The organism is Neorhizobium galegae, assembly GCF_017877135.1.
Taxonomy (GTDB): domain Bacteria; phylum Pseudomonadota; class Alphaproteobacteria; order Rhizobiales; family Rhizobiaceae; genus Neorhizobium; species Neorhizobium galegae_A.
Genome location: NZ_JAGIPH010000001.1, coordinates 499,999 through 519,296, shown reverse-complemented (window position 1 = coordinate 519,296; position 19,298 = coordinate 499,999). Strand labels below are relative to the sequence as shown.

Sequence of the window (19,298 nt, the reverse complement as noted above, 5' to 3'; positions counted from 1 at the left end):
ACGCAGACGTTGCGGTGCCGGATCAGTCGGCGGCGATGATTTTGATGCCGGCCTGCCGATAGGGGAGAAGGCGATCCTCGCGGGTCTCCGCCGGCACCACCAGGGTCGAAAGCTGAGCGGTGGGCATGATCACGTGCGGTGAGGTGGCATCCAGCTTTTCCAGTGTAACAAGCGTAATTGTTTCCCCGGCGCGGCCGGCGATCTGCCGCTTGATCGCGGCTTCCTCGAAATCGCCGGTCGAGAGGCCGCGTGTCGCATGGATCGCGGTCACGCCGAGAAAGAAGATGTCTGGGCTGAGAAACGCGATCTGCGCGGCGGCCTGCGCGCCGACCGCCACCATGGAATGCCTGTAGAGCGTGCCGCCGATCAGGACCACGCTGGCCGCATGATGCTCCAGATCCGCCGCAATCGTCGGGCTGTGGGTGAGGATGGTGACGGCCATGTCGCGCGGCAGGTGCCGCAGCAGCGCGGCATGCGTGCTACCACCATCGACAAAGATCGTCATGCCCGGCCGGACCAGCGTCACGGCGGCGCGGCCGAGCCGATCCTTCACGTCGCTTGCAAGGCCACGCCGGGCCGTCAGGTCCGGCAGCCCCGGCGCTAGCGGCAGCGCCCCGCCATGCACGCGGGTCAACAGTCCCTCCGCCGCCATCTCGCGCAGGTCGCGGCGGATCGTATCCTCCGACAGAGAGAGCGATTGCGCCAGATCGCGGGCAATCACCTGGCCGTCGCGGCGCAGCAGGTCGAGGATCACGGCTTTGCGTTGGCTGGTCAGCATGGCTTGACTCTTCACGAAATTGCACGAAACCTAGTGATATTGCCTGAATTGAGTCCTGAAGGCAAGAAAACAAGATTTTTCGTGCGGAGATACACATCATGCTGATCCTGATTGCCGGCCCCTATCGTTCCGGAACCGGGGATGATCCCCGGAAGATGGCGGAGAACCTGCACCGCCTTGAGGCGCCCTCGCATGCCCTGTTCAAGGCAGGCCATGTGCCGATGATCGGCGAATGGGTGGCGCTGCCGATCTGGCGCTCCGCCGGCGGACAGAGGGTGGGCGATGCGCTCTACGAGGACATCTTCTATCCCGTGGCGCACCGGCTTCTGGCGCTTTGCGAGGGCGTGCTGCGCCTTCCGGGCGAATCCAAGGGGGCCGACAATGACGTGCGCATTGCCCGGGAGCGGGGCCTGCCCGTCTGGTACCGGCTGGAGGATGTGCCGGGCGTCGTCACGGAATAGGCACTTTCCCGGCGCCGGGTGATGGGCTACTCCTTGCCCTCGATATTCTGGAGGACTGCTGATGTTGACGCTCTTCTTTTCGCCCGGCGCCTGTTCGCTTGCCGCCCATATCGCGCTGATCGATTCCGGTCTGCCCTTCACGTTGCATCGGCTGAAATTTGCGGAAAACGAGCAGCGTTCGGCACATTATCTGAAGGTCAACCCGAAGGGCCGCGTGCCGGCGCTGGTGACGGAGAAGGGCACGCTGACGGAAACGCTGGCGATCCTGTTGTTCATCGCCCAGACGGCGCCGGACAAGGGGCTGGCCCCGCTCGACGATCCTTTCGCGCTGGCGCGGCTGCAGGGCTTCAACAGCTTCATCGCCTCCACCGTGCATGTGAACCACGCGCATGGCCGCCGCGCAACCCGCTGGGCCGATGAGCCGACCTCGATCGAGGACATGAAGCGCAAGGTGCCCGCCACCATGCGCGATTGCTTCCGCCTGATCGAGGAGGGCATGCTGGCGGGCCCCTGGGTGCTGGGCGAAGCCTATTCCGTCGCTGACCCCTATCTCTTCGTGATGTCCGGCTGGCTGAAGGGCGATGGCGTCGATATCGCCGAGTTTCCGCGCGTCGAGGATCACTATCGGCGCATGCAGGAGCGTCCGTCGGTGCAGAAGGCGCTCGCCGACGAGGCGGCTGCCTGAGCGGACAGATGTCCGTCGGGCGGTTCAGATTTTCTTCAAGCGCAGTGTGACAGCGGCAGAGAGTTTTGCGCGGCCGGCGGCGCGGCCTGAGACGTGACTTGAAAAGCGACCTGGCCGAGCGGAAGATCGGCGAGATCGCGCAGGCTCATGCGGTGGATCTGCGGATGTTGCAGGATGTCCTCGCCGTTCGCGCCGTCGATGCGGGTCGCCCACGTTGCCAAGGTCAGGATGTTGCGGAAAAGGGTTGAAATTGCCATCGCGGCTACCTCGCAAATTAGAGTTATTTGCAGGCTCGTTATCCGCGAACCGGGCATCGTCTTCAATTGAAGAAAGCAGGCGCCTGCTGTAGAAAAACTATATGCAGAACCTCAACCTCGTCCATCTCAACGGTCTGCGGGCGCTGGAAAGCGTTGCCCGTCTCGGCTCGATGCAGGCGGCCGCCGCCGAGCTTGGGGTCTCCGTCGGCGCCGTGAGCCAGCAGGTGATCAAGGCCGAGGCGCAGCTGGGCCGGCCGGTCTTTGGCCGCACCTCGCGCGGGCTGGTGCTGGCGCCCGGTGCCGAACCGCTCGTGGCGCGGCTGCGGGACGGCTTCGAAGCCTTGTCGCAGGCGGTCGCCATCGGGCGGGAAACGGATGATACGCTGCTCACCGTCACGGTCGCGCCGGTCTTTGCCTCCCGTTTCATCTTGCCGCGGCTCGACCGGTTCGCAGCGCTTTACCCGGATATCCGCCTCAGGCTCGACGCGACGTCGAAGCTTGCCGATTTCACCCGTGACGATGTCGATGTCGGGGTGCGGATCGGGCGCGGGGAATGGCCCGGCGTCACGGCGGATCTGCTGCTGCCGCAGGTGGTGTTTCCGGTCTGCGCGCCGGCGCTCGCCAAAGGTTTGACGCAGCCGGCTGATCTGTTGACATTGCCGATCCTGATGGATGGGCAGGCCATGTTTTCCTGGGATCTCTGGCTTCACGCGGCCGGCCTTGGCGATTGCCGGGTGACGCCGCGCCATGTGTTCAGCGAGGCATCGCTCTGCCTGGAAGCGGCGATTGCCGGGCAGGGCGTGATGCTCGCCTGGCATCTGCTGGCGCTGGCGGCGGTGCGGCAGAACTGCCTTGTCGTGCCGTTCCCTCAACGCGCGCCGACGGGAATGGGCCATTATCTGGTGACCCGCGCCGGTGCGCGGCGGCCGCAGAAGGTGCGCGTTTTCGACGCCTGGCTGCGTCAGGAACTCGCAGACGCCATGGCCGACTGGGCCCAGATTGACGCAAAGGCCGCCACCTTGTAGAAACATCCTCGTCCAGGGGTCGGCAGTTCACCCAGGCGTCACCGCTTGTCGCAGAGTCAAGTGCTAAACCTGCCAGGATCTTTTCCCGAAAACGCATGAGGTTTGTCCCCGCGTGCCGGGTCGGAAAGACGGTGACCACCGACAGAATGTCCGGCACGATATCGAGGATGAAACGATGTCGAGAATTCCCCTGTCCATCACCGTGCCGGATGTGTCGGCACTGGCGAAAGCCATCCGCCATGCGCTGGAGGCCGACGAGAGCCGAAAGCCCGGCCATGTCGAGCTGCTCAACATTCTGGCGCGCGGTGCGGGCTTTCGCAATTTCCAGCACCTGAAGGCCTCGCACAGCGCCGAGATGCGCCTTGCCGCGCCCGAACCGCCTCCGCAGCCGGAACCGGAGGCGGTCGATCACCGGCGCATCGAGCAGGTGCTGCGCTGCTTTGACGAGAACGGCGTGCTTGTCCGCTGGCCGAAGAAGACGCAGCAGCAGAAACTGGCGCTCTGGTGGTGCTGGTCGCTGGTGCCGGGGCGCACCGAACTGCCGGAACCGCAGGTCAACGACCTCCTCAAGCGGCTGAACGGCTTTGGCGATCATGTGCTGATGCGCCGCGAAATGGTCGATTGGGGCATGATGACCCGCTCGACCGATTGCAGGCTCTACCGGCGAACGGAAGTCCGGCCGCCGGCCGACGCCCTTGTGCTGATCCAGCATCTGCAAGCGCGCATAAGGGCAAGGGCAGTGCCGAGGGTCTCCAACCGGCCGGATCTGAGAGCGGAGTTCAGACAGGCCCGGCCGCCGGCTCGGCCAGCCGCTTTGCCCACATCGCCTTGAAGGCGGGGCGGGCCTGCACCCGCTCCAGCCAGCCTTTCAGGGCCGGCCGTTCCTCAAACAGCGGCGCATGCGGCTGGGCATAGCGGACGATTTCGGCAAGGTTCACGTCGGCGACGGTAAAGCGGTCGCCGACGGTGAAGCTCTTGTCGGCAAGATGCTTTTCCAGAACATCGAAGGGCTTGGCGAGGCTTTTTGCTGCCGTCTCGATCACTGCCTGCGTCTCGTCGGAGGGCGCAAGCGTCGATGCGGACGAGATCTTCAGCGCCACCGCCTCGATTTCGGTTGCGGCAAACAGCGACCATTGCAGCATGGCGGCCTCTTCGACGAGATCCTTCGGCCCAAGCGCGCCGCCATATTTGCGGGCAAGGTAAAGGTTGATGGCGAGCGATTCATGCACGATCACGCCGTCATCATCGATCGAGGGGATGGTTCCCATCGGGTTGATGGAAAGAAAGGCGGCAGAGGCCGTGTTGATCGGCGCATCGGCGCCTGTCGGGTCGGGGAGCCGCTTGGCCTGCAGCACCGGCACATGCTCGAAGGCAAGGCCCAGTTCCTCGGCAAGCCACAGCGTGCGGGTAGCCCGCGAACGATAGGCACCATAGATTTTCAGCATGGATCAAACCCTCATGTCAGTTGTCGCCGGTCGTTACGGTCTCGCGCAAGAGCCGGAGCGGGCTGTCGCAGCGTGCCGGCGCGAAACAGTGTTAGAGAATGTTTGGCGCCGGATCGCAAGCCGGGAAACCCCGCCTCGCTCTGCCATGCGGCAGGATTTTTTCATGCCGGATCGTCGCTGCGGGGCGCGCATCATCTTCAATGTTTCGAATGATGCGTCGGGTTCCGGCGGGCGGTCGGGCACGGGCAGGCACTGGCGCCCGCGCCGCTGTGCCGATCCGGTACGGCACCGCTTAGTCCTTCCCCCGGTCGCGCCGCAGCGGCCGGTCCGGGGTGGTCGGATGTTAAGAAAGCATAAGCCATTCCATCCCAATCTTCGGCAAACCATGGAGCCTAAGACTTATTTCGGACTTCTCATGTAACCCTGCACCGACCACAAGGCTGGTGCGCGGGGACAAGGCAGGCGAATGAGGGAGACTGAGGGATGAACGAACCCATGGGGCAGCGGGCGGGGCAGGATGCGTCTGCCGATCTGCTCGATCCGCTTTGCCGGTATCTGGTTCAGGTCGCCACCTCCCATGATATCGACGGGATCGACAGTGCCTCGCTGCTGCGTTCGCTCGAGACTACGACGCTCTTGGATAGTTTTCCGGAATTCTTCTGCCTGAAGGATCGCCGTGGCCGCTTCATCTTCGCCAATGCCGCGGTGCTGGCCTTTGCCGGCAGCTATCGTCTGTCCGGCGTGATCGGGCGCACCGAATTCGATTTTCTGGATGATGAGGTTGCACGCGAACGCTTCACGCTGGAACAGCAGCTGATGTCGAGCGGCGAAAACAGCGAGCGCGAGGAATTGCTGCGGCTGGCGGACGGCCGCGAACTCTGGCTTGCAACGACCCGCACCTGCCTGCGCGACAGTGATGGCGCCATCGCCGGCCTGATGGTTTTGTCACGTGACATCACCGAGGCGCGGCGCCATGCGGACCTGCAGCGCGGCCATGCGGGCGTGCTCGAAATGGTGGCGCGCGGCAAGCCGCTGCCTCTGGTGCTGGATGCCCTCTGCCAGGTGATCGAAGGCCAGCTCGAGGGCATTTCCGCCTCCGTTCTGCTGCTCGATGACGCCGGCGAGCATTTGCGCCATGGTGCAGCACCAAGCCTGCCGATGGCCTATACCAAGCTGGTCGACGGGGTGGCGATCGGCCCGCGCGTCGGCTCCTGCGGCACCTGCGCCTGGCGGCGCGCCGCCGTCGTGGTCGAGGATATCGAGACCGATCCGCTCTGGTCGGATTTCAGAGATCTTGCGGCCGTGTTTCGCCTGCGCTCCTGCTGGTCCACGCCGATCATGAGCGCCGACGGGCGGCTGCTCGGCACGTTTGCGCTCTATTCCGAAACGATCCGCCAGCCGACGCAGCGCGAAATGGATCTTACCGCCGTGGCGGTCGATCTCGGCGGCATTGCCATCGAGCGGGCGCAGAACGAAGCGCGTATCCAGCACATGGCCTATCACGACCCGCTGACGGGCCTGCCCAACCGCACGCTGTTCTGGGCGCAGTTCAGCCGCGCGCTGAGCGAGGCCGCGCGCGAAAGCCGCAAGGTGACGGTCGCCTATGTCGATCTCGACAATTTCAAGGGGATCAACGACAGCTTTGGCCATGCGCTGGGCGACGAAGTGCTGAAGCAGCTTGCCGGGCGCCTCACCCATCTGGTGCGGGCGGCCGATCTGGTGGTGCGGCTCGGTGGCGACGAATTCGCCATCGTCTTCAGCCATATCTACCAGAACGAGGCGAGCGTGCTGAAGCGCCTGCGCGAAATCCGCTCCACCCTGTCGCAGCCGGTCGATGTCGACGGGATCGAGATCCCCATCACCTGCAGCATGGGGGTCGCCTTCTATCCGCGCGACGGCGACACACCGGAAGAGCTTCTGGCGACCGCCGACCGCGCCATGTATACAGCAAAGGCCATGGGCCGCGATGCGCTGCAGGTGAGCCGCACCCCGGATCCAGCCTTCGGCTAAGGGCGTGGGCCGGCTCCCGCTGGCCTATTGCACGACGGCAATCCCCGTCGGGTCAGGAGGCGGCCTGCACCGTCTCCTCGCACTCGCTGCGGTCCGTGCCCTGCGCGGCCTGGTAGAAGCCGGCGATGAAGCGTTCGAACAGCTCGCCGAAGATGGTGCGTTCCTCCGCCGACCAGTCAGCGGTCGCCGATTCGATAATGGAATGTTTTACAGCGCGGATTTCGGCGAGCACGGCCGCACCCGACGGTGTGAGCAGGATCAGCGAACGGCGGCCATCCTCCTGCGAGGCGTCGCGTTTCAGAAGACCGCGCGTCACCAGTTCCGCCACCAGCCGGCTGCCGCGCGAGGGGTCTATGCGCATGGCCTCTGCAATGGCGCCGACGGTCGGCTCACCGCCGTCTGACGTGATGCGATTGACGGCGTCGAGGATATCGAGCTGCGACAGGTCTATGCCGGGAGCGGCACGGGCAATTGCCATGCGGCCGATCACCCGGCGGCCCATCATCACGCGCATCATCGACATGCTGTGCCCGATGCGGGCGATGTCTTCTGAGAGCTCCAGTGGCTCGAGTGTGGCGTGATCCTGCGTCATGGGTTTGTCGTATATCAGATGTCTGCCCGCATTCAAGCACATGCCCTCATCAAAAATCTGCGGTTGACAATTATATGCTAAAAGCACATGAATTTGCGCAGCGCAGGACCACAGTGGCCAGCCCCATGGCTGGCTGCGTGCCATGACGACATCCCGTCGCCCCTGCCTTACGACTGCCGCCCAGGAACGCCCCATGGATATGCCGCTGCAAGCCCCGCAACCGCTCGTCACAGACAAGCGCCTGCGGTTGACCCTCTTTCTTTTTCTGATGACGGCCATGTTCATGGCAACGCTGGACAACCAGATCGTCTCCACCGCGCTGCCGACCATTGTCGGCGAGTTCGGCGCCTTCGAGCGGTTTGGCTGGGTCGGCTCGGCCTTCCTGCTTGCCACCTCGGCCGTCATGCCGGTCTATGGCAAGCTCGGCGATCTGTTCGGCCGCAAATACGTGATGATCGCGGCCGTCACCATCTTCACCATCGGATCGGCGCTGTGCGGCTTTGCCTGGTCGATGAATTCGCTGATTGCCGCGCGCGTCTTCCAGGGGCTCGGGGGCGGCGGCATCATGGTGTCGATCTTTGCCGTCAATGCGGATCTCTTCGAGCCGCGCGAGCGCGCCCGCTACCAGAGCTATTCCAGCCTCGTCATCATGGCGTCGGGCAGTGTCGGGCCGCTCATCGGCGGCACGATGAGCGATCTCTTCGGTTGGCGTTCGATCTTTCTGATCAACCTGCCGATCGGACTGTTCGTGCTGGCCGGTCTCATCTTCCTGTTGCCCAACCGCCGGCCTGCCCGCCAGCCGAAGATCGATTATCTCGGCGCCGTGCTTCTGGCGATGGCCAGCACCGCCGTGGTGCTCCTGACCGACGGCCTGTCGCTGTTCGGCTCGCTCGTCTCCTGGCAGAGCCTGACGGTGCTTGCGATCGGGGTCGCTGCAATCCTGTCCTGGATCGTGGTTGAACGGCGCGCGCCGGAACCGATCATTCCGCTTCGCCTGTTCAGGGACAGCACGTTTTCGCTGTTTCTCATCGTGTCGCTGATGACCGGCGGGGTGGCGATCGGCATGGTCAACTATTTCGCGCTCTTCCTGCAGACGACGGGCGGCCTGTCGCCCACCCATGCCGGCCTGTTCTTCATTGCCGTCACCGGCGGCATGGTCGTCGGCTCGCTGTCGGCCGGGCGCATCATTTCCCGCCATGGGCGTTACAAGCCCTTCTGCGTGGCGGGCCTCATCCTCAATGTTGCGATGCTTGTCGTGTTCTCACAGTTTTCCGCAGCAACCCCGCTCTGGCTGGTGGCGCTGGTGCTGCTGTTCCAGGGGCTTGCCGTCGGCCTTGGCCAGCAGGCCCCGATCATCGGCGTGCAGAATTCCGTGCCGCGGGCTGACATGGGCTCGGCCACCGGCGCGGTGACGCTGACGCGCATGGGCGGTGCCGCCATTGCGATCTCGGTCTATGGCGCGGTCATTGCGGCGCATATGGAAGGCGTTCAGGTGGAGGGCGTTAGCAATCCCAGCGCCATGACGCCCGACCAGCTATCGGCGCTGCCGCAGGCGGCACGCGCTGCGATTGCCACCGCCTATGGCCAGGCCTTCGAGCCGATGTTCCTGACCGCGGCCGGCTTTGCAGCCGTCGGCCTCATCGCCGCCCTGATGCTGAAGCCGGTGCGCCTGCCGACGGCGGATGCGAAACGCGCTGGATAAGCCGCGCCGCTTCTTTTCCTCGGGCAATTTGCGCCTATCTTTGAAGGCATGAAACCCGAGGCGCTCCTTCACCCCACACCGGCTGGGCTTTTTTGCCCGCCCGGCCAGTTTTATGTCGATCCGGTGCGCCCGGTCGAGCGGGCGCTCGTCACCCACGGCCATTCCGACCATGCCCGCTCAGGCCACGGCCATGTGCTTGCCACCCGCCAGACGCTCGATATCATGGCGCTGCGCTACGGCAGCGATTTTACAGGCGCCGAGCAGGCCGCAGCCTTCGGAGAGGCGATCGACGTCAACGGTGTTGCGGTCACCTTTCATCCGGCCGGCCACGTGCTGGGCTCGGCACAGATCGCGCTCGAAAAGGATGGCCTGCGCATCGTCGTGTCTGGCGATTACAAGCGCGGCATCGACCCGACCTGTGCGCCCTTCGAGCCCGTCGCCTGCGATGTCTTCATCACCGAAGCGACCTTTGGACTGCCGGTCTTCCACCACCCGGACCCGAAGGCCGAGACGAAAAAGCTGCTCGCCTCGCTTCTGCAGTTTCCCGAGCGCACGCACATGGTCGGCGCCTATGCGCTCGGCAAGGCGCAGCGCGTGATCCGCCTCATCCGCGACTGTGGCTATGACCGGCCGATCTTCATCCACGGCGCGCTGCAAAAGCTCTGCGATTATTATGGGGCCCAAGGGATCGACCTTGGCGAGCTTCGCCCGGCAACTCTCGAAAAGAGCAATCCTTCCGCCTTCCATGGCGCCATCGTCGTCGGCCCGCCATCGGCCTTCCAGGATCGCTGGGCGCGCCGCTTCAACGAACCGCTGATCTCGTTTGCCTCCGGCTGGATGATGGTGCGGCAAAGGGCAAAGCAGGGCGGCGTGGAACTGCCGCTGGTCATTTCCGACCATTGCGACTGGCCGGAACTTCTCGATACCATCACCGAAATCGCCCCTTCCGAAGTGTGGGTGACGCATGGGCGCGAGGAAGCGCTGGTGCGCTGGTGCGACATGCAGGGCATCGCCGCCAAGCCGCTGCATCTGGTGGGCTACGAGGATGAGGGGGATTGAGGATGCATCTGGTTCGGCTTGGCCCCTCATCCGCCTGCCGGCACCTTCTCCCCGTTTTGACGGGGAGAAGGGGATATGCCGCACCGTGTTTCTCCAGCACCGCTCTTTGCAGGAGAAGACTTTTCCTTAGGCACAACGCATCCCCTCTCCCCGCGTGCGGGGAGAGGGTTAGGGTGAGGGGCAATCTTTCTCGCGCTCACATCTCCCAACGCCTCCCGTCGCCGGCCATCGCCACCCGGAGGCGCCCATGAAACCCTTCGCAACCCTCCTCGACCGCCTCGTTCTCACGCCATCGCGCAACGGCAAGCTCACGCTGCTGGCCGATTATTTTCGCGATACCCCGGATCCGGATCGCGGCTATGGTCTTGCTGCGCTTGCCGGAACGCTGGACCTCAAGGGCGTCAAACCGGCGCTCCTGAAGGAACTGGCGCTGGAGCGGCTCGATCCGGTTCTCTTCCAGTATTCCTATGATTATGTCGGCGACCTTGCCGAAACCATTGCGCTTGTCTGGGATGGAGGTGCCAAGGAAAAAGTGGCGGAAGGCGGCCAGCCGCGGCTCGGCGACGTGGTGGCGCGGATGAATGCGCTCGGGCGCACTGAAGTGCGCGCCGCCGTGCGTGATCTGCTCGATCACCTTGATCATTCCAGCCGCTTTGCCTTCCTGAAACTTGCAACCGGCGGGCTTCGCATCGGTGTCTCGGCCCGGCTTGCCAAGCAGGCGCTGTCGCAGATGAGCGGGCGCGATGTCACCGAAATCGAAACGCTCTGGCACGGGCTGGAGCCGCCCTACGTCTCGTTGTTTTCCTGGCTGGAGGGCAAGGCGGAGAAGCCGGTTCTGGCAAGCCCCGCCATCTTCCACTCCGTCATGCTCGCCAATCCGGTGGAGGACGGCGATCTGGAAAAGCTCGATCCGGCCGATTATGCCGCCGAGTGGAAATGGGATGGCATCCGCGTGCAGATGTCGAGCCATGGCGGCACCCGAAAACTCTATTCCCGCTCCGGCGACGATATTTCTGGCGCCTTTCCCGATGTCATCGCGGCGATCAATTTCGAAGGCGTCGTGGATGGCGAACTGCTGGTCGGCGGCACCGCGCGCTCCAACAGCGCCACGCGCAGCTTTTCCGACCTGCAGCAGCGGCTGAACCGCAAGACGGTGAATGCGCGCATGCTGGCTGATTATCCGGCCTTCGTGCGCGCCTATGACCTGTTGTTCGCGGGCGGCGAGGATATCCGGGCCGAGACCTTTCTTGCCCGGCGCGAACGCCTGTCCGCCCTCATCGACAAGGCCCCGCATGACCGCTTCGATCTGTCCGCCCTCGTGCCGTTCAGTGATTGGCAAACGCTCGACCGGCTGCGCCTTGCCCCGCCCGATCCGGTCGTTGAAGGCGTGATGATCAAGCGCAAGGACAGCGTCTATCAGGCCGGTCGCCTGAAAGGTCCGTGGTTCAAGTGGAAGCGCGATCCGTTCAATGTCGATGCCGTCATGATGTATGCCCAGCGCGGCCACGGCAAGCGGTCGAGCTATTATTCCGATTTCACCTTCGGCGTCTGGGCTGAAGGCGAGGCGGGCGATCAGTTGGTGCCGGTGGGCAAGGCCTATTTCGGCTTTACCGATGCCGAACTCGACGTGCTCGACAAATTCGTGCGCGACAATACGACGGAACGGTTTGGACCTGTGCGGGCCGTGCGCGCCGAACCGGATTTCGGCTTCGTGCTGGAAGTCGCCTTCGAGGGCATCAACCGCTCGACGCGCCACAAATCCGGCGTCGCCATGCGCTTTCCCCGCATCGCAAGGCTTCGCGCCGACAAACAGCCCCGCGATGCCGACCGGTTGTCGACGTTGATTGCGATGATGGATGCCCAGCCGCCGCCCATCGAGAAAGCGTGATCCGGCAAGGACTTGCGAGCGTAAATGTGAATGCTACGATCCGGCCTAGCGTGTTCAACATGGTGATTTCATGCCGTTTTCCCGCCGACAGATGATTTTCGGATTGAGTGCCACCGCAGCCCTTGCGCCTTCCCTGGTGAGCCATGGGGCGCGCGCGCAGACGGCTTCATCGCCGCCGGTCATAGATACGCCCTTTCCGGTCCCTCAGGTGCCGCCGCTCGAGGCCACGGATTACGGTGAGGCGCGTCGCGCCTTTCGCACCAATCTTTTGCGCAAGGGGCCGTCGCCCGAAACGGCGCCGCCGCTTGGTACACCGCCCGGCGCCACCCGCGTCACCTATCCCGGCGGGCCGGATCGCTCGCTGCAGCTGGTCGGCTGGGTGTCGCATTACGAGCCGTCGGCCGATCTAAAGCCGGCGGTGCTCTTCCTGCATGGCGGCAATGCCACCGGCGATGGACACTGGGAGCAGATCCGGGCCTATGCGGAGGCGGGCTTCGTCACCATGCTGCCGTCGTTTCGCGGCGAAAACGGCCAGGCCGGCAATTATTCCGGCTTCTATGACGAAACGGCCGATGCGCTGGCGGCCGCCGATTACCTCGAAAATCTGCCCGGTGTCGACAAGAACCGTTTCTTCCTTGCCGGGCACAGCAATGGCGGGACGCTGGCGCTTCTCGCGGCCATGACGCGCGGCTTCAAGGCGGCAGCGCCGATGTCGGCCGGCGTCGATGCCTGGCGCTATTTCGGCCGCTACGAGAAGGAAATCCGCTTCGACTGGGATGATCCGCGCGAATTCGTCATGCGCTCCTCGGTGTGTTTTGCCCCGAGCCTCAAATGCCCGACGCTGCTTCTGCGCGGCAGCGAGGAGCGACCGTTCGACCAGAACCACCTGCTTTTCATCGAGCGCGCGCAATCGGCCGGCATCTCCATCGACAAGAAGATCCTGCCCGGCACGCATAATGGCGTCGTGCCGGGGGCCGTTGCCGAAAGCATCCGCTTCTTCAAGAGCCACGGCGCCTGAGATCGCACCCGGCCTCCGCGTCGGCGTTGCGGAAAAGGAGAGGGCGGGATTTCCCGCCCGGTCCTGCCATCAGACGGAGCGGGTGATGCCGCCGTCGATGCGGATATTCTGCCCGGTGATATAGGCGGCGCGGTCGGACGCCAGCAGCGCGATCAGCTCGCTCACCTCATCCACCGTGCCGTAGCGGCCCATGGGAATGCGTGCCTTGAAGTCCGCCTTTTCCGGCAGGCTGTCGATAAAGCCCGGCAGCACATTGTTCATGCGGATATTGTCGGGCGCATAGCGGTCCGAAAACAGTTTCGTATAGGCGGCAAGGCCGGCGCGGAAAACCCCGGAGGTCGGAAAGACCGGATCCGGCTCGAAGGCGGCAAACGTGGAGATATTGACGATGGCGCCGGATTTTTGCGCCTGCATGATCGGCGTCACCAGCCGGGTGGGGCGCACGACATTCAGGAAATAGACATCCATGCCGCGATGCCAGTCCTCGTCGGAAAGATCCAGCAGAGGCGCCCGCGGACCGTGGCCTGCGCTGTTGATCAGCGCATCGATGCGGCCGTAGCGCTCCATGGTGAGATCGACCAGCCGCTTCAGGTCGTCCTTCGACTGGTTGGAGCCGGTGACCCCGATGCCGCCGAGTTCGGCGGCGAGCGCCTCGCCCTTGCCGGAGGAGGAGAGGATGGCAACCTTGAATCCGTCGGCTGCGAGTTTTCTCGCCGCCCCCGCACCCATGCCGCTTCCGCCCGCCGTGATGATGGCAACCTTGTCGCCCGTCTTATCGCTCATGCTGTCGTCCTCCGTTTTGAAGCGGACTGTTTCACCGCCGGCGCCGGCAGGCAAGCCTGAATGCGGCATGAAACTTTCTGCCCACACTTGGCCAAAGGTCTTCCGCGGAGTGATGGAAAGCCTCGCGCCAGCCGCAGCGTGCAGGGTGGCAGCCGATGTCATCTGTCGGAAGTTTCGTTCTCATGTTCCAGATCCTGCGCCGTGTCGCCCGACTGTCCCCGCTTGCGCTTCTTCTCCTTAGCGCTTCAAGCCTGTCGGGCTGCATCCTGGTGACCGATACCAGCCGCATGAACCCGGATGTCTTCGTGCAGGAAACCGCACCGGTGTTCTACAATCCCTCCGCGCCGCCGGAAGCGCAGCCGCAGCCGACACAGAAACAGCAGGCCATTCCGCAGAAACGCCAGCTTTACCAGACGCAGTTCCACCAGAGTTACGGATTGCCGGTGTCCAACCCCGTGCACCGCATCTATTACGCCGCCATCCGGGATGATGGTCACACGCTGCCGGCCATTCCCTTCTCGCGCATCGATGCCCGTTATCTGCGCCAGGAGGTGGATTATGCGTCGCAGGAGGCGCCCGGCACGCTGGTTGTCGATACGAAGGATCGCTTCCTCTATCTCGTGCAGCCGAATGGCCGCGCCATCCGCTACGGCGTCGGCCTTGGCCGCGACGGCTTTGCCTGGAAGGGACGCGGCGTCATCCAGTGGAAGGCAAAATGGCCGCGCTGGACGCCGCCGGCCGAGATGGTGGCGCGCCAGCCGGATCTTCGCCCGTTTGCCGCCGCCGAAGGTGGCGCCATGCCGGGCCTCAACAATCCGCTCGGCGCCCGGGCGCTCTATATCTTCAAGGATGGCAAGGACACGCTCTACCGCGTCCACGGCACGCCGGACTGGCAATCGGTCGGGCGCGCAACCTCGTCCGGCTGCGTGCGCCTGCTCAACCAGGATGTCATCGATCTGTTCGAGCGGGTGCCGGCCGGCACGCCGATTGTGGTTATCTGATCACACCTGCGTCACGATAAGGTGCTGGCGGCCACACTGGCCGCCAAACTGTGGCTGCCTATACTTCTTTCAGACATAATGCGGGAACAAGTTTCGGGAACGTTCGTTGATGCGCATTCCGAGTGCCCTGCCTTTCCAGTAAAGAAGTAAAACCGCCCTCATGACCACATCCGATCTTTTCAGCCGCCGCCGCCTCCTCAGTCTTCTGGCCGTCGGCACTGCTTCCACACTTGCGAGCTGCGCCTCGTCCAGACCCGGTCCGGGCGGCCTCAGCATCACCTACCGTGATGGCGGTGAGGCCTTTGCACCGGCAAGCCCGCCCATGCGCGGCCGCACGCCCGAACTCGACGCCATGTATGGCGAAATGGTGGATGGCGGCTTCGTTATTCCGGCCATTCCCTACTGGCGCATCGACCCGCGCTTCTATCGCCAGCGCGTCGTCGACCCGACCGGCGAGCGTCCCGGCACCATCGTCGTCGATACGGCCTCGCGGTTCCTCTATGTGGTGGAAGCCGGCGGTTCGGCCATGCGCTACGGCGTCGGCATCGGTCGCGAAGGTTTTGCCTGGGAAGGCGAGGGCGTCATCCAGTGGCGTCAGAAATGGCCGAAATGGACCCCGCCGCAGGAAATGGTCGCCCGCCAGCCGGAACTGGTCAAATATTCCGCCGGCAATGGCGGCATGGCGCCCGGCCTGATGAACCCACTCGGCGCGCGCGCGCTCTACATCTTCCGCAACGGCCAGGACACGCTTTACCGCCTGCACGGCAATCCCGAATGGAACTCCATCGGCAAGGCCGTCTCGTCCGGCTGCGTGCGCCTGATGAACCAGGACATCATCGACCTCTACGAACGCGTGCCGAACAAGGCCCGCATCGTCGTCTGGCAGTAAGCTAGAGATTTCCCCAGATAGATAAAAAGGCGCCGCGTGGCGCCTTCAGCTTGCTGACAAACCTTCTTAACCTCAAGATTTGGAGTGACGGGCGGCTGCAAGGGCCCTTCGCCCCGTCTTGACGGGGAGAAGGTCGCGGCAGCGGGATGAGGGGCTAATTCGCTGCCTAATCAACAATTTAAAGCCCCTCACCCCAGCCCTCTCCCCGCACGCGGGGCGAGGGGGCAAAGACGTCTTCAATGCCGATCCCGGCGATGTCGTTGACTTTGCCGGCAGTCCGAAGGCGCCGGTTGAAGCCTTTTTACCGCGCGGAAGATTATGCAGCGCGCTTGCCCTCGCGGGTGGTCTGCGCCAGCGTCTCTGCAAGCTGCGTTTTGGTGAGCGGCACGCAATAGGCGGGCGTGGCGCGCTCGAAGCGAAAACCTTGCGAAAGCGGGCCGGCATCCACCGCGTCGTATCCGAATTCCTCGTAAAGGCGCAGCACCACGGCCTTTGCATCCGCGTCGTCACCGGCAAGCGGCAAGGCGCGCCGGTCGGCGGAGCCTGGGGCGCGGCCGTCCTTTTCCAGGTCGTTCATGGTAATCGCATTGAAGGCTTTGACGATGCGCGACTGTGGCAGGTGCGCTGCCAGCAGCTCGCTGGTGGTCGTTTCAAACGCGTCGAGTTCCGCTATCCGGCCATCGCGGTCCGGATAGTAATTGTTGGTGTCGATGACGATTTTCCCCGCAAGCGCATCTGCGGGCACGCTGCGATAGGCCGCAAGCGGGATGGCGATGACGACAATGTCGCCAAACGCAATCGCCTCCTCCACAGTGCCGACCTCCGCCCCCACGCCGTGGCGCAGGCTGAACAGGGTGTGCGGCCCGCGCGAATTGCTGAGCATGACCCGATGGCCGGCCTTGACAGAAAGCTTGCCGATGGCGCGCCCGACAAAGCCGGCGCCGATAATTCCGATGTTCATCTCGTCTCTCCATTGCTTGGATGAGAGAGCTTTAATTGCCTTCCAGATGGTGATAAATCATCAAGATCAACCGACATTCAACACTCAGAGGGGATAATGGCATGGATCGCCTGACCAGTATGGCGGTGTTCGTGCGCGCGGCCGATCTGGGGTCGTTTGCGGCGGTGGCCGAAACCATGGGAATGTCGCCGCAGATGGTGGCCAAGCATGTGGTGTTTCTGGAAGACCGTGTCGGAGCCGCCCTCATTCACCGCACCACGCGGCGCCAGAGCCTCACCGATGTCGGGCGCGCCTATTACGATCGCTGCAAGCTGGTGCTGGCCGAGGCCGATGCCGCCGATGCGCTGGCAAGCGACATGCGCTCGCGCCCTCAGGGCATGCTGCGCGTCAATGCGCCGATGACCTTTGGTGCCTTCAGCCTGGCGCCCTTCGTCACCCGCTATCTTGCCCGCTATCCGGACATGCAGGTGGATCTGACGCTGAACGACCGTTTTGTCGATCCGCTGGAGGAGGGGTTCGATGTAATGGTGCGTATCGGCCCTGTCGAGGAAAGCGGATTAATCGCCCATGCCCTGGCGCCCTACCGGGTGATCGCCTGTGCCGCCCCCGCCTATCTGGCCGCGCGCGGCGTGCCAGAAACGCCTGCCGATCTCGAACGCCATGATTGTCTGGCCTATGCCTACTGGTCGCCGTCCATTCCCTGCCGCTGGGTGTTTACCCGCAATGGCCGGGAAGAAGAGGTGCGCGCCAGCGGGCGCATGCGCAGCAATGACTGGAAGGCGCTGCTGCATGCGGCGATCGAGGGTTTTGGCGTGACGCTTGGGCCGGAAAGCGTGCTGAGCGGTGAAATTGCCACCGGTCGGCTGGTGCGGGTGCTGGGCGATTATGAAGGGCCGGTGCGCCCGATGCATGTGCTCTATCCGGCCGGACGCCGCCCGACGGTCAAGGTGCGCAGCTTTGTCGAGGCCGTCGTTGAGGAATTCGGCGCAGCCTGAACCGAACTGTCAGCCGTTGCCGTCCACCACCAGGCAGGAGAAGGATCGGGCGGTGAGCGCCTTGCAGGCGGATTGGGCGGCGGCGCGATCCTCAAAGCCGGAGAGCCGGGCCCGGTGCAGCAGGCCGGAGGGGCCCTGAACACTTTCCGTATAGGGCGTGATGCCGGAAAAGCGGTGATCGAGCGCTGGAAGCGCCCGCGACAGAAGTGCAATCGCCTCCGCCTGGCTTGGGGCTGCAGTAAGCTGCACGGTCCAGCCGGCATGGGAGGCGATCGCAAAGGGCAGGCCGCCGGGCGGGGCTGGAATGGCAGCCTGCGGCACCGGCCCGCTCGCATAGGCAAAGGCCTGTCCCGCCGGCGGCGCGGCCGGCTCGATGGCGACGGTGCGGGCGACGGGCGCGCGTTTGCGCATCCGCGTCTCAGCGGCCGGGCGATCCGGCACGGCGGGGAAATGATCGGTTGCGCCGGCCGTCATGCCGAGGTTTTCCCCGGCTTGCGTGCGGGCGAGCGTTTCGGCATGGGCGATCTGTGCGGCCACCGGATCCATGGCGTCGGTGAGCGTCGCGTCCGGTTCCGAGACCGTGCGGCCGACGGGTTTCGGCACGCCCGAGCGGGGCAGGCTCGGCGCACCGATCGCGGCAACCAGAGCCCCGCCGCGCACGGTGGCGCGCGGCATGGCATCGTCCAGAAGGGCGGCCATGCGGGCATCGCGGGCACTTGCCGTGCGCCCACCCAACACGACGCCGACGACGCGGCGGCCCCTGTCGTTGACGGCGCTTACCAGATTGAAGCCGCTTGCATTGATGAAGCCGGTCTTGATGCCGTCCATGCCCTTGTAGCGGTACATGAGATTGTTGTGGCCGCGAATGGTCTTGCCGCGAAAGCTGAAGGAGCGCAGCGCAAAGACCTGGTATTCCTTCGGGTAATCCCGCATCAGCGCCAGACCGAGCGTGGCCATGTCGCGCGCCGTCGTCACCTGCCTCTCGTCGGGCAGGCCCGAGCCGTTGCGGAACACCGTGCGGCTCATGCCGAGCTGGCGCGCCTTGCGCGTCATGGCCTGACCGAATTTTTCCTGCGATCCGTAAAGATGATCGCCGATGCCTTCGGCAACGTCATTGGCGGATTTGACCGCCATGCCATAGACGGCCTCGCGCACCGTATAGGTCTTGCCCGCCGGAACGCCGAGCTTGGTGGGGATGGTGGCTGCGCCATTGCGGGACATGACGATCTGCTGGTCCCAGCGCAGCCGGCCATCGCGCAGCGCCTCGAACACCATGTAGAGCGTCATCATCTTGGTGAGCGACGCCGGATGGTTGAGCGTATCGGCGTTTTCCGCCGCCAGCACCTTGCCGGTTGCCGCATCCACGACGAAATGCGCGTAACCGGCCCGTGCCGGACCGGCAAAGGCGGCAAGCGCGCTCAACATCAAGGCAAGCCCGAGGGCGAGCGATGGCATGATCGCGTAGGCGCGCGCTGTGATCGACATTCCATACCCCGCTGTGACGTCCATACGACGCATAACGGCACAATATGGCGGGACAGTAGAAACAATTTTAGAGATTATCGATGGGCTTAACAAAGGATGAACCAGGCCGGGACGCTGTTTCATTCTGATGCTTTTCGGCGCATCCAAGCCGCATCGTCCAGCCGCTGGCGGGGTCGATCACCGCCCGTCGTGCGAAAGCCGCTCCTGGACACCCTGTCGCAAGGGCAGCGCCTGCTCCAGCTTCATGCGGGGCAGGCGCGCAAT

At 64.3% G+C, this 19,298-nt stretch carries 19 protein-coding genes; 12 read left to right on the top strand and 7 right to left on the bottom strand.

What is annotated here, in order from left to right:
* Nucleotides 1-22: 22 nt before the first annotated feature.
* Nucleotides 23-778: a DeoR/GlpR family DNA-binding transcription regulator gene (locus J2858_RS02670; protein ID WP_210103194.1), complete on the bottom strand. Its 756-nt coding sequence runs from the start codon at nucleotides 776-778 to the stop codon at nucleotides 23-25.
* Nucleotides 779-876: 98 nt separating this feature from the next.
* Here J2858_RS02670 and J2858_RS02665 point away from each other — a divergent pair, with 98 nt between their 5' ends.
* Together J2858_RS02665 and J2858_RS02660 are read left to right on the top strand one after the other, a co-directional pair.
* Nucleotides 877-1,239 carry a DUF4406 domain-containing protein gene (locus J2858_RS02665; RefSeq protein WP_210103193.1) on the top strand — a complete coding sequence of 121 codons (363 nt, stop codon included), beginning with the start codon at nucleotides 877-879 and terminating at the stop codon, nucleotides 1,237-1,239.
* A 61-nt stretch (nucleotides 1,240-1,300) separates the two neighbouring features.
* Nucleotides 1,301-1,924, top strand: a complete 624-nt coding sequence (locus J2858_RS02660; RefSeq protein ID WP_210103192.1) for a glutathione S-transferase family protein — start codon at nucleotides 1,301-1,303, stop codon at nucleotides 1,922-1,924.
* Between the two features lie 35 nt (nucleotides 1,925-1,959).
* On the opposite strand, the gene J2858_RS02655 is transcribed toward J2858_RS02660, so the two are convergent.
* Complete coding sequence (locus J2858_RS02655; protein ID WP_210103191.1) at nucleotides 1,960-2,181, bottom strand: hypothetical protein; 222 nt, start codon at nucleotides 2,179-2,181, stop codon at nucleotides 1,960-1,962.
* Nucleotides 2,182-2,282: 101 nt separating this feature from the next.
* On the opposite strand from J2858_RS02655, the gene J2858_RS02650 reads away from it, so the two are divergent.
* The gene (locus J2858_RS02650; RefSeq protein ID WP_210103190.1) at nucleotides 2,283-3,206 is read left to right on the top strand and encodes a LysR substrate-binding domain-containing protein; all 924 of its coding nucleotides are present in this window, start codon (nucleotides 2,283-2,285) and stop codon (nucleotides 3,204-3,206) included.
* A 175-nt stretch (nucleotides 3,207-3,381) separates the two neighbouring features.
* Nucleotides 3,382-4,038: a DUF2087 domain-containing protein gene (locus tag J2858_RS02645; RefSeq protein ID WP_210103189.1), complete on the top strand. Its 657-nt coding sequence runs from the start codon at nucleotides 3,382-3,384 to the stop codon at nucleotides 4,036-4,038.
* On the opposite strand, the gene J2858_RS02640 is transcribed toward J2858_RS02645, so the two are convergent.
* A complete protein-coding gene (locus tag J2858_RS02640) occupies nucleotides 3,986-4,651 on the bottom strand; it encodes a glutathione S-transferase family protein (RefSeq protein WP_210103188.1) in 666 nt (221 codons plus the stop codon). The genes J2858_RS02645 and J2858_RS02640 overlap by 53 nt on opposite strands.
* A 483-nt stretch (nucleotides 4,652-5,134) precedes the next feature.
* On the opposite strand from J2858_RS02640, the gene J2858_RS02635 reads away from it, so the two are divergent.
* A complete protein-coding gene (locus J2858_RS02635; protein WP_210103187.1) occupies nucleotides 5,135-6,661 on the top strand; it encodes a sensor domain-containing protein in 1,527 nt (508 codons plus the stop codon).
* A 52-nt stretch (nucleotides 6,662-6,713) separates the two neighbouring features.
* Here the strand turns inward: J2858_RS02635 and J2858_RS02630 are convergent, their stop codons facing one another.
* The gene (locus J2858_RS02630) at nucleotides 6,714-7,253 is read right to left on the bottom strand and encodes a MarR family winged helix-turn-helix transcriptional regulator (protein ID WP_210103186.1); all 540 of its coding nucleotides are present in this window, start codon (nucleotides 7,251-7,253) and stop codon (nucleotides 6,714-6,716) included.
* 193 nt (nucleotides 7,254-7,446) lie between these two features.
* Here J2858_RS02630 and J2858_RS02625 point away from each other — a divergent pair, with 193 nt between their 5' ends.
* The 4 genes from J2858_RS02625 to J2858_RS02610 all read left to right on the top strand — a co-directional run bounded on the left by J2858_RS02625 (nucleotide 7,447) and on the right by J2858_RS02610 (nucleotide 12,920).
* On the top strand, nucleotides 7,447-8,955 hold the full coding sequence (locus J2858_RS02625; RefSeq protein WP_210103185.1) for an MDR family MFS transporter: 1,509 nt from the start codon (nucleotides 7,447-7,449) through the stop codon (nucleotides 8,953-8,955).
* 48 nt (nucleotides 8,956-9,003) lie between these two features.
* Nucleotides 9,004-10,014 carry a ligase-associated DNA damage response exonuclease gene (locus J2858_RS02620; RefSeq protein ID WP_210103184.1) on the top strand — a complete coding sequence of 337 codons (1,011 nt, stop codon included), beginning with the start codon at nucleotides 9,004-9,006 and terminating at the stop codon, nucleotides 10,012-10,014.
* Between the two features lie 247 nt (nucleotides 10,015-10,261).
* A complete protein-coding gene (locus J2858_RS02615; protein WP_210103183.1) occupies nucleotides 10,262-11,902 on the top strand; it encodes a cisplatin damage response ATP-dependent DNA ligase in 1,641 nt (546 codons plus the stop codon).
* A 70-nt stretch (nucleotides 11,903-11,972) separates the two neighbouring features.
* Nucleotides 11,973-12,920: an alpha/beta hydrolase family protein gene (locus J2858_RS02610; protein WP_210103182.1), complete on the top strand. Its 948-nt coding sequence runs from the start codon at nucleotides 11,973-11,975 to the stop codon at nucleotides 12,918-12,920.
* A 69-nt stretch (nucleotides 12,921-12,989) separates the two neighbouring features.
* Here the strand turns inward: J2858_RS02610 and J2858_RS02605 are convergent, their stop codons facing one another.
* Nucleotides 12,990-13,703 (bottom strand): SDR family oxidoreductase, encoded by a 714-nt coding sequence (locus tag J2858_RS02605; RefSeq protein WP_210103181.1) that lies wholly within the window; start codon nucleotides 13,701-13,703, stop codon nucleotides 12,990-12,992.
* A gap of 155 nt (nucleotides 13,704-13,858) precedes the next feature.
* Between J2858_RS02605 and J2858_RS02600 the strand changes: the two genes are divergently transcribed.
* Nucleotides 13,859-14,704 carry a L,D-transpeptidase gene (locus J2858_RS02600; protein WP_210103180.1) on the top strand — a complete coding sequence of 282 codons (846 nt, stop codon included), beginning with the start codon at nucleotides 13,859-13,861 and terminating at the stop codon, nucleotides 14,702-14,704.
* Between the two features lie 160 nt (nucleotides 14,705-14,864).
* Entirely contained in the window at nucleotides 14,865-15,593 is a 729-nt protein-coding gene (locus J2858_RS02595) for a L,D-transpeptidase (protein WP_210103179.1), read from the top strand.
* A gap of 316 nt (nucleotides 15,594-15,909) precedes the next feature.
* Here the strand turns inward: J2858_RS02595 and J2858_RS02590 are convergent, their stop codons facing one another.
* Complete coding sequence (locus J2858_RS02590) at nucleotides 15,910-16,554, bottom strand: NADPH-dependent F420 reductase (RefSeq protein WP_210103178.1); 645 nt, start codon at nucleotides 16,552-16,554, stop codon at nucleotides 15,910-15,912.
* 101 nt (nucleotides 16,555-16,655) lie between these two features.
* Here J2858_RS02590 and J2858_RS02585 point away from each other — a divergent pair, with 101 nt between their 5' ends.
* Nucleotides 16,656-17,549 (top strand): LysR family transcriptional regulator, encoded by an 894-nt coding sequence (locus J2858_RS02585; protein ID WP_210103177.1) that lies wholly within the window; start codon nucleotides 16,656-16,658, stop codon nucleotides 17,547-17,549.
* 9 nt (nucleotides 17,550-17,558) lie between these two features.
* Here J2858_RS02585 and J2858_RS02580 read toward each other — a convergent pair whose 3' ends face one another.
* On the bottom strand, nucleotides 17,559-19,004 hold the full coding sequence (locus J2858_RS02580) for a serine hydrolase (RefSeq protein WP_432443269.1): 1,446 nt from the start codon (nucleotides 19,002-19,004) through the stop codon (nucleotides 17,559-17,561).
* Nucleotides 19,005-19,298 lie beyond the last annotated feature (294 nt).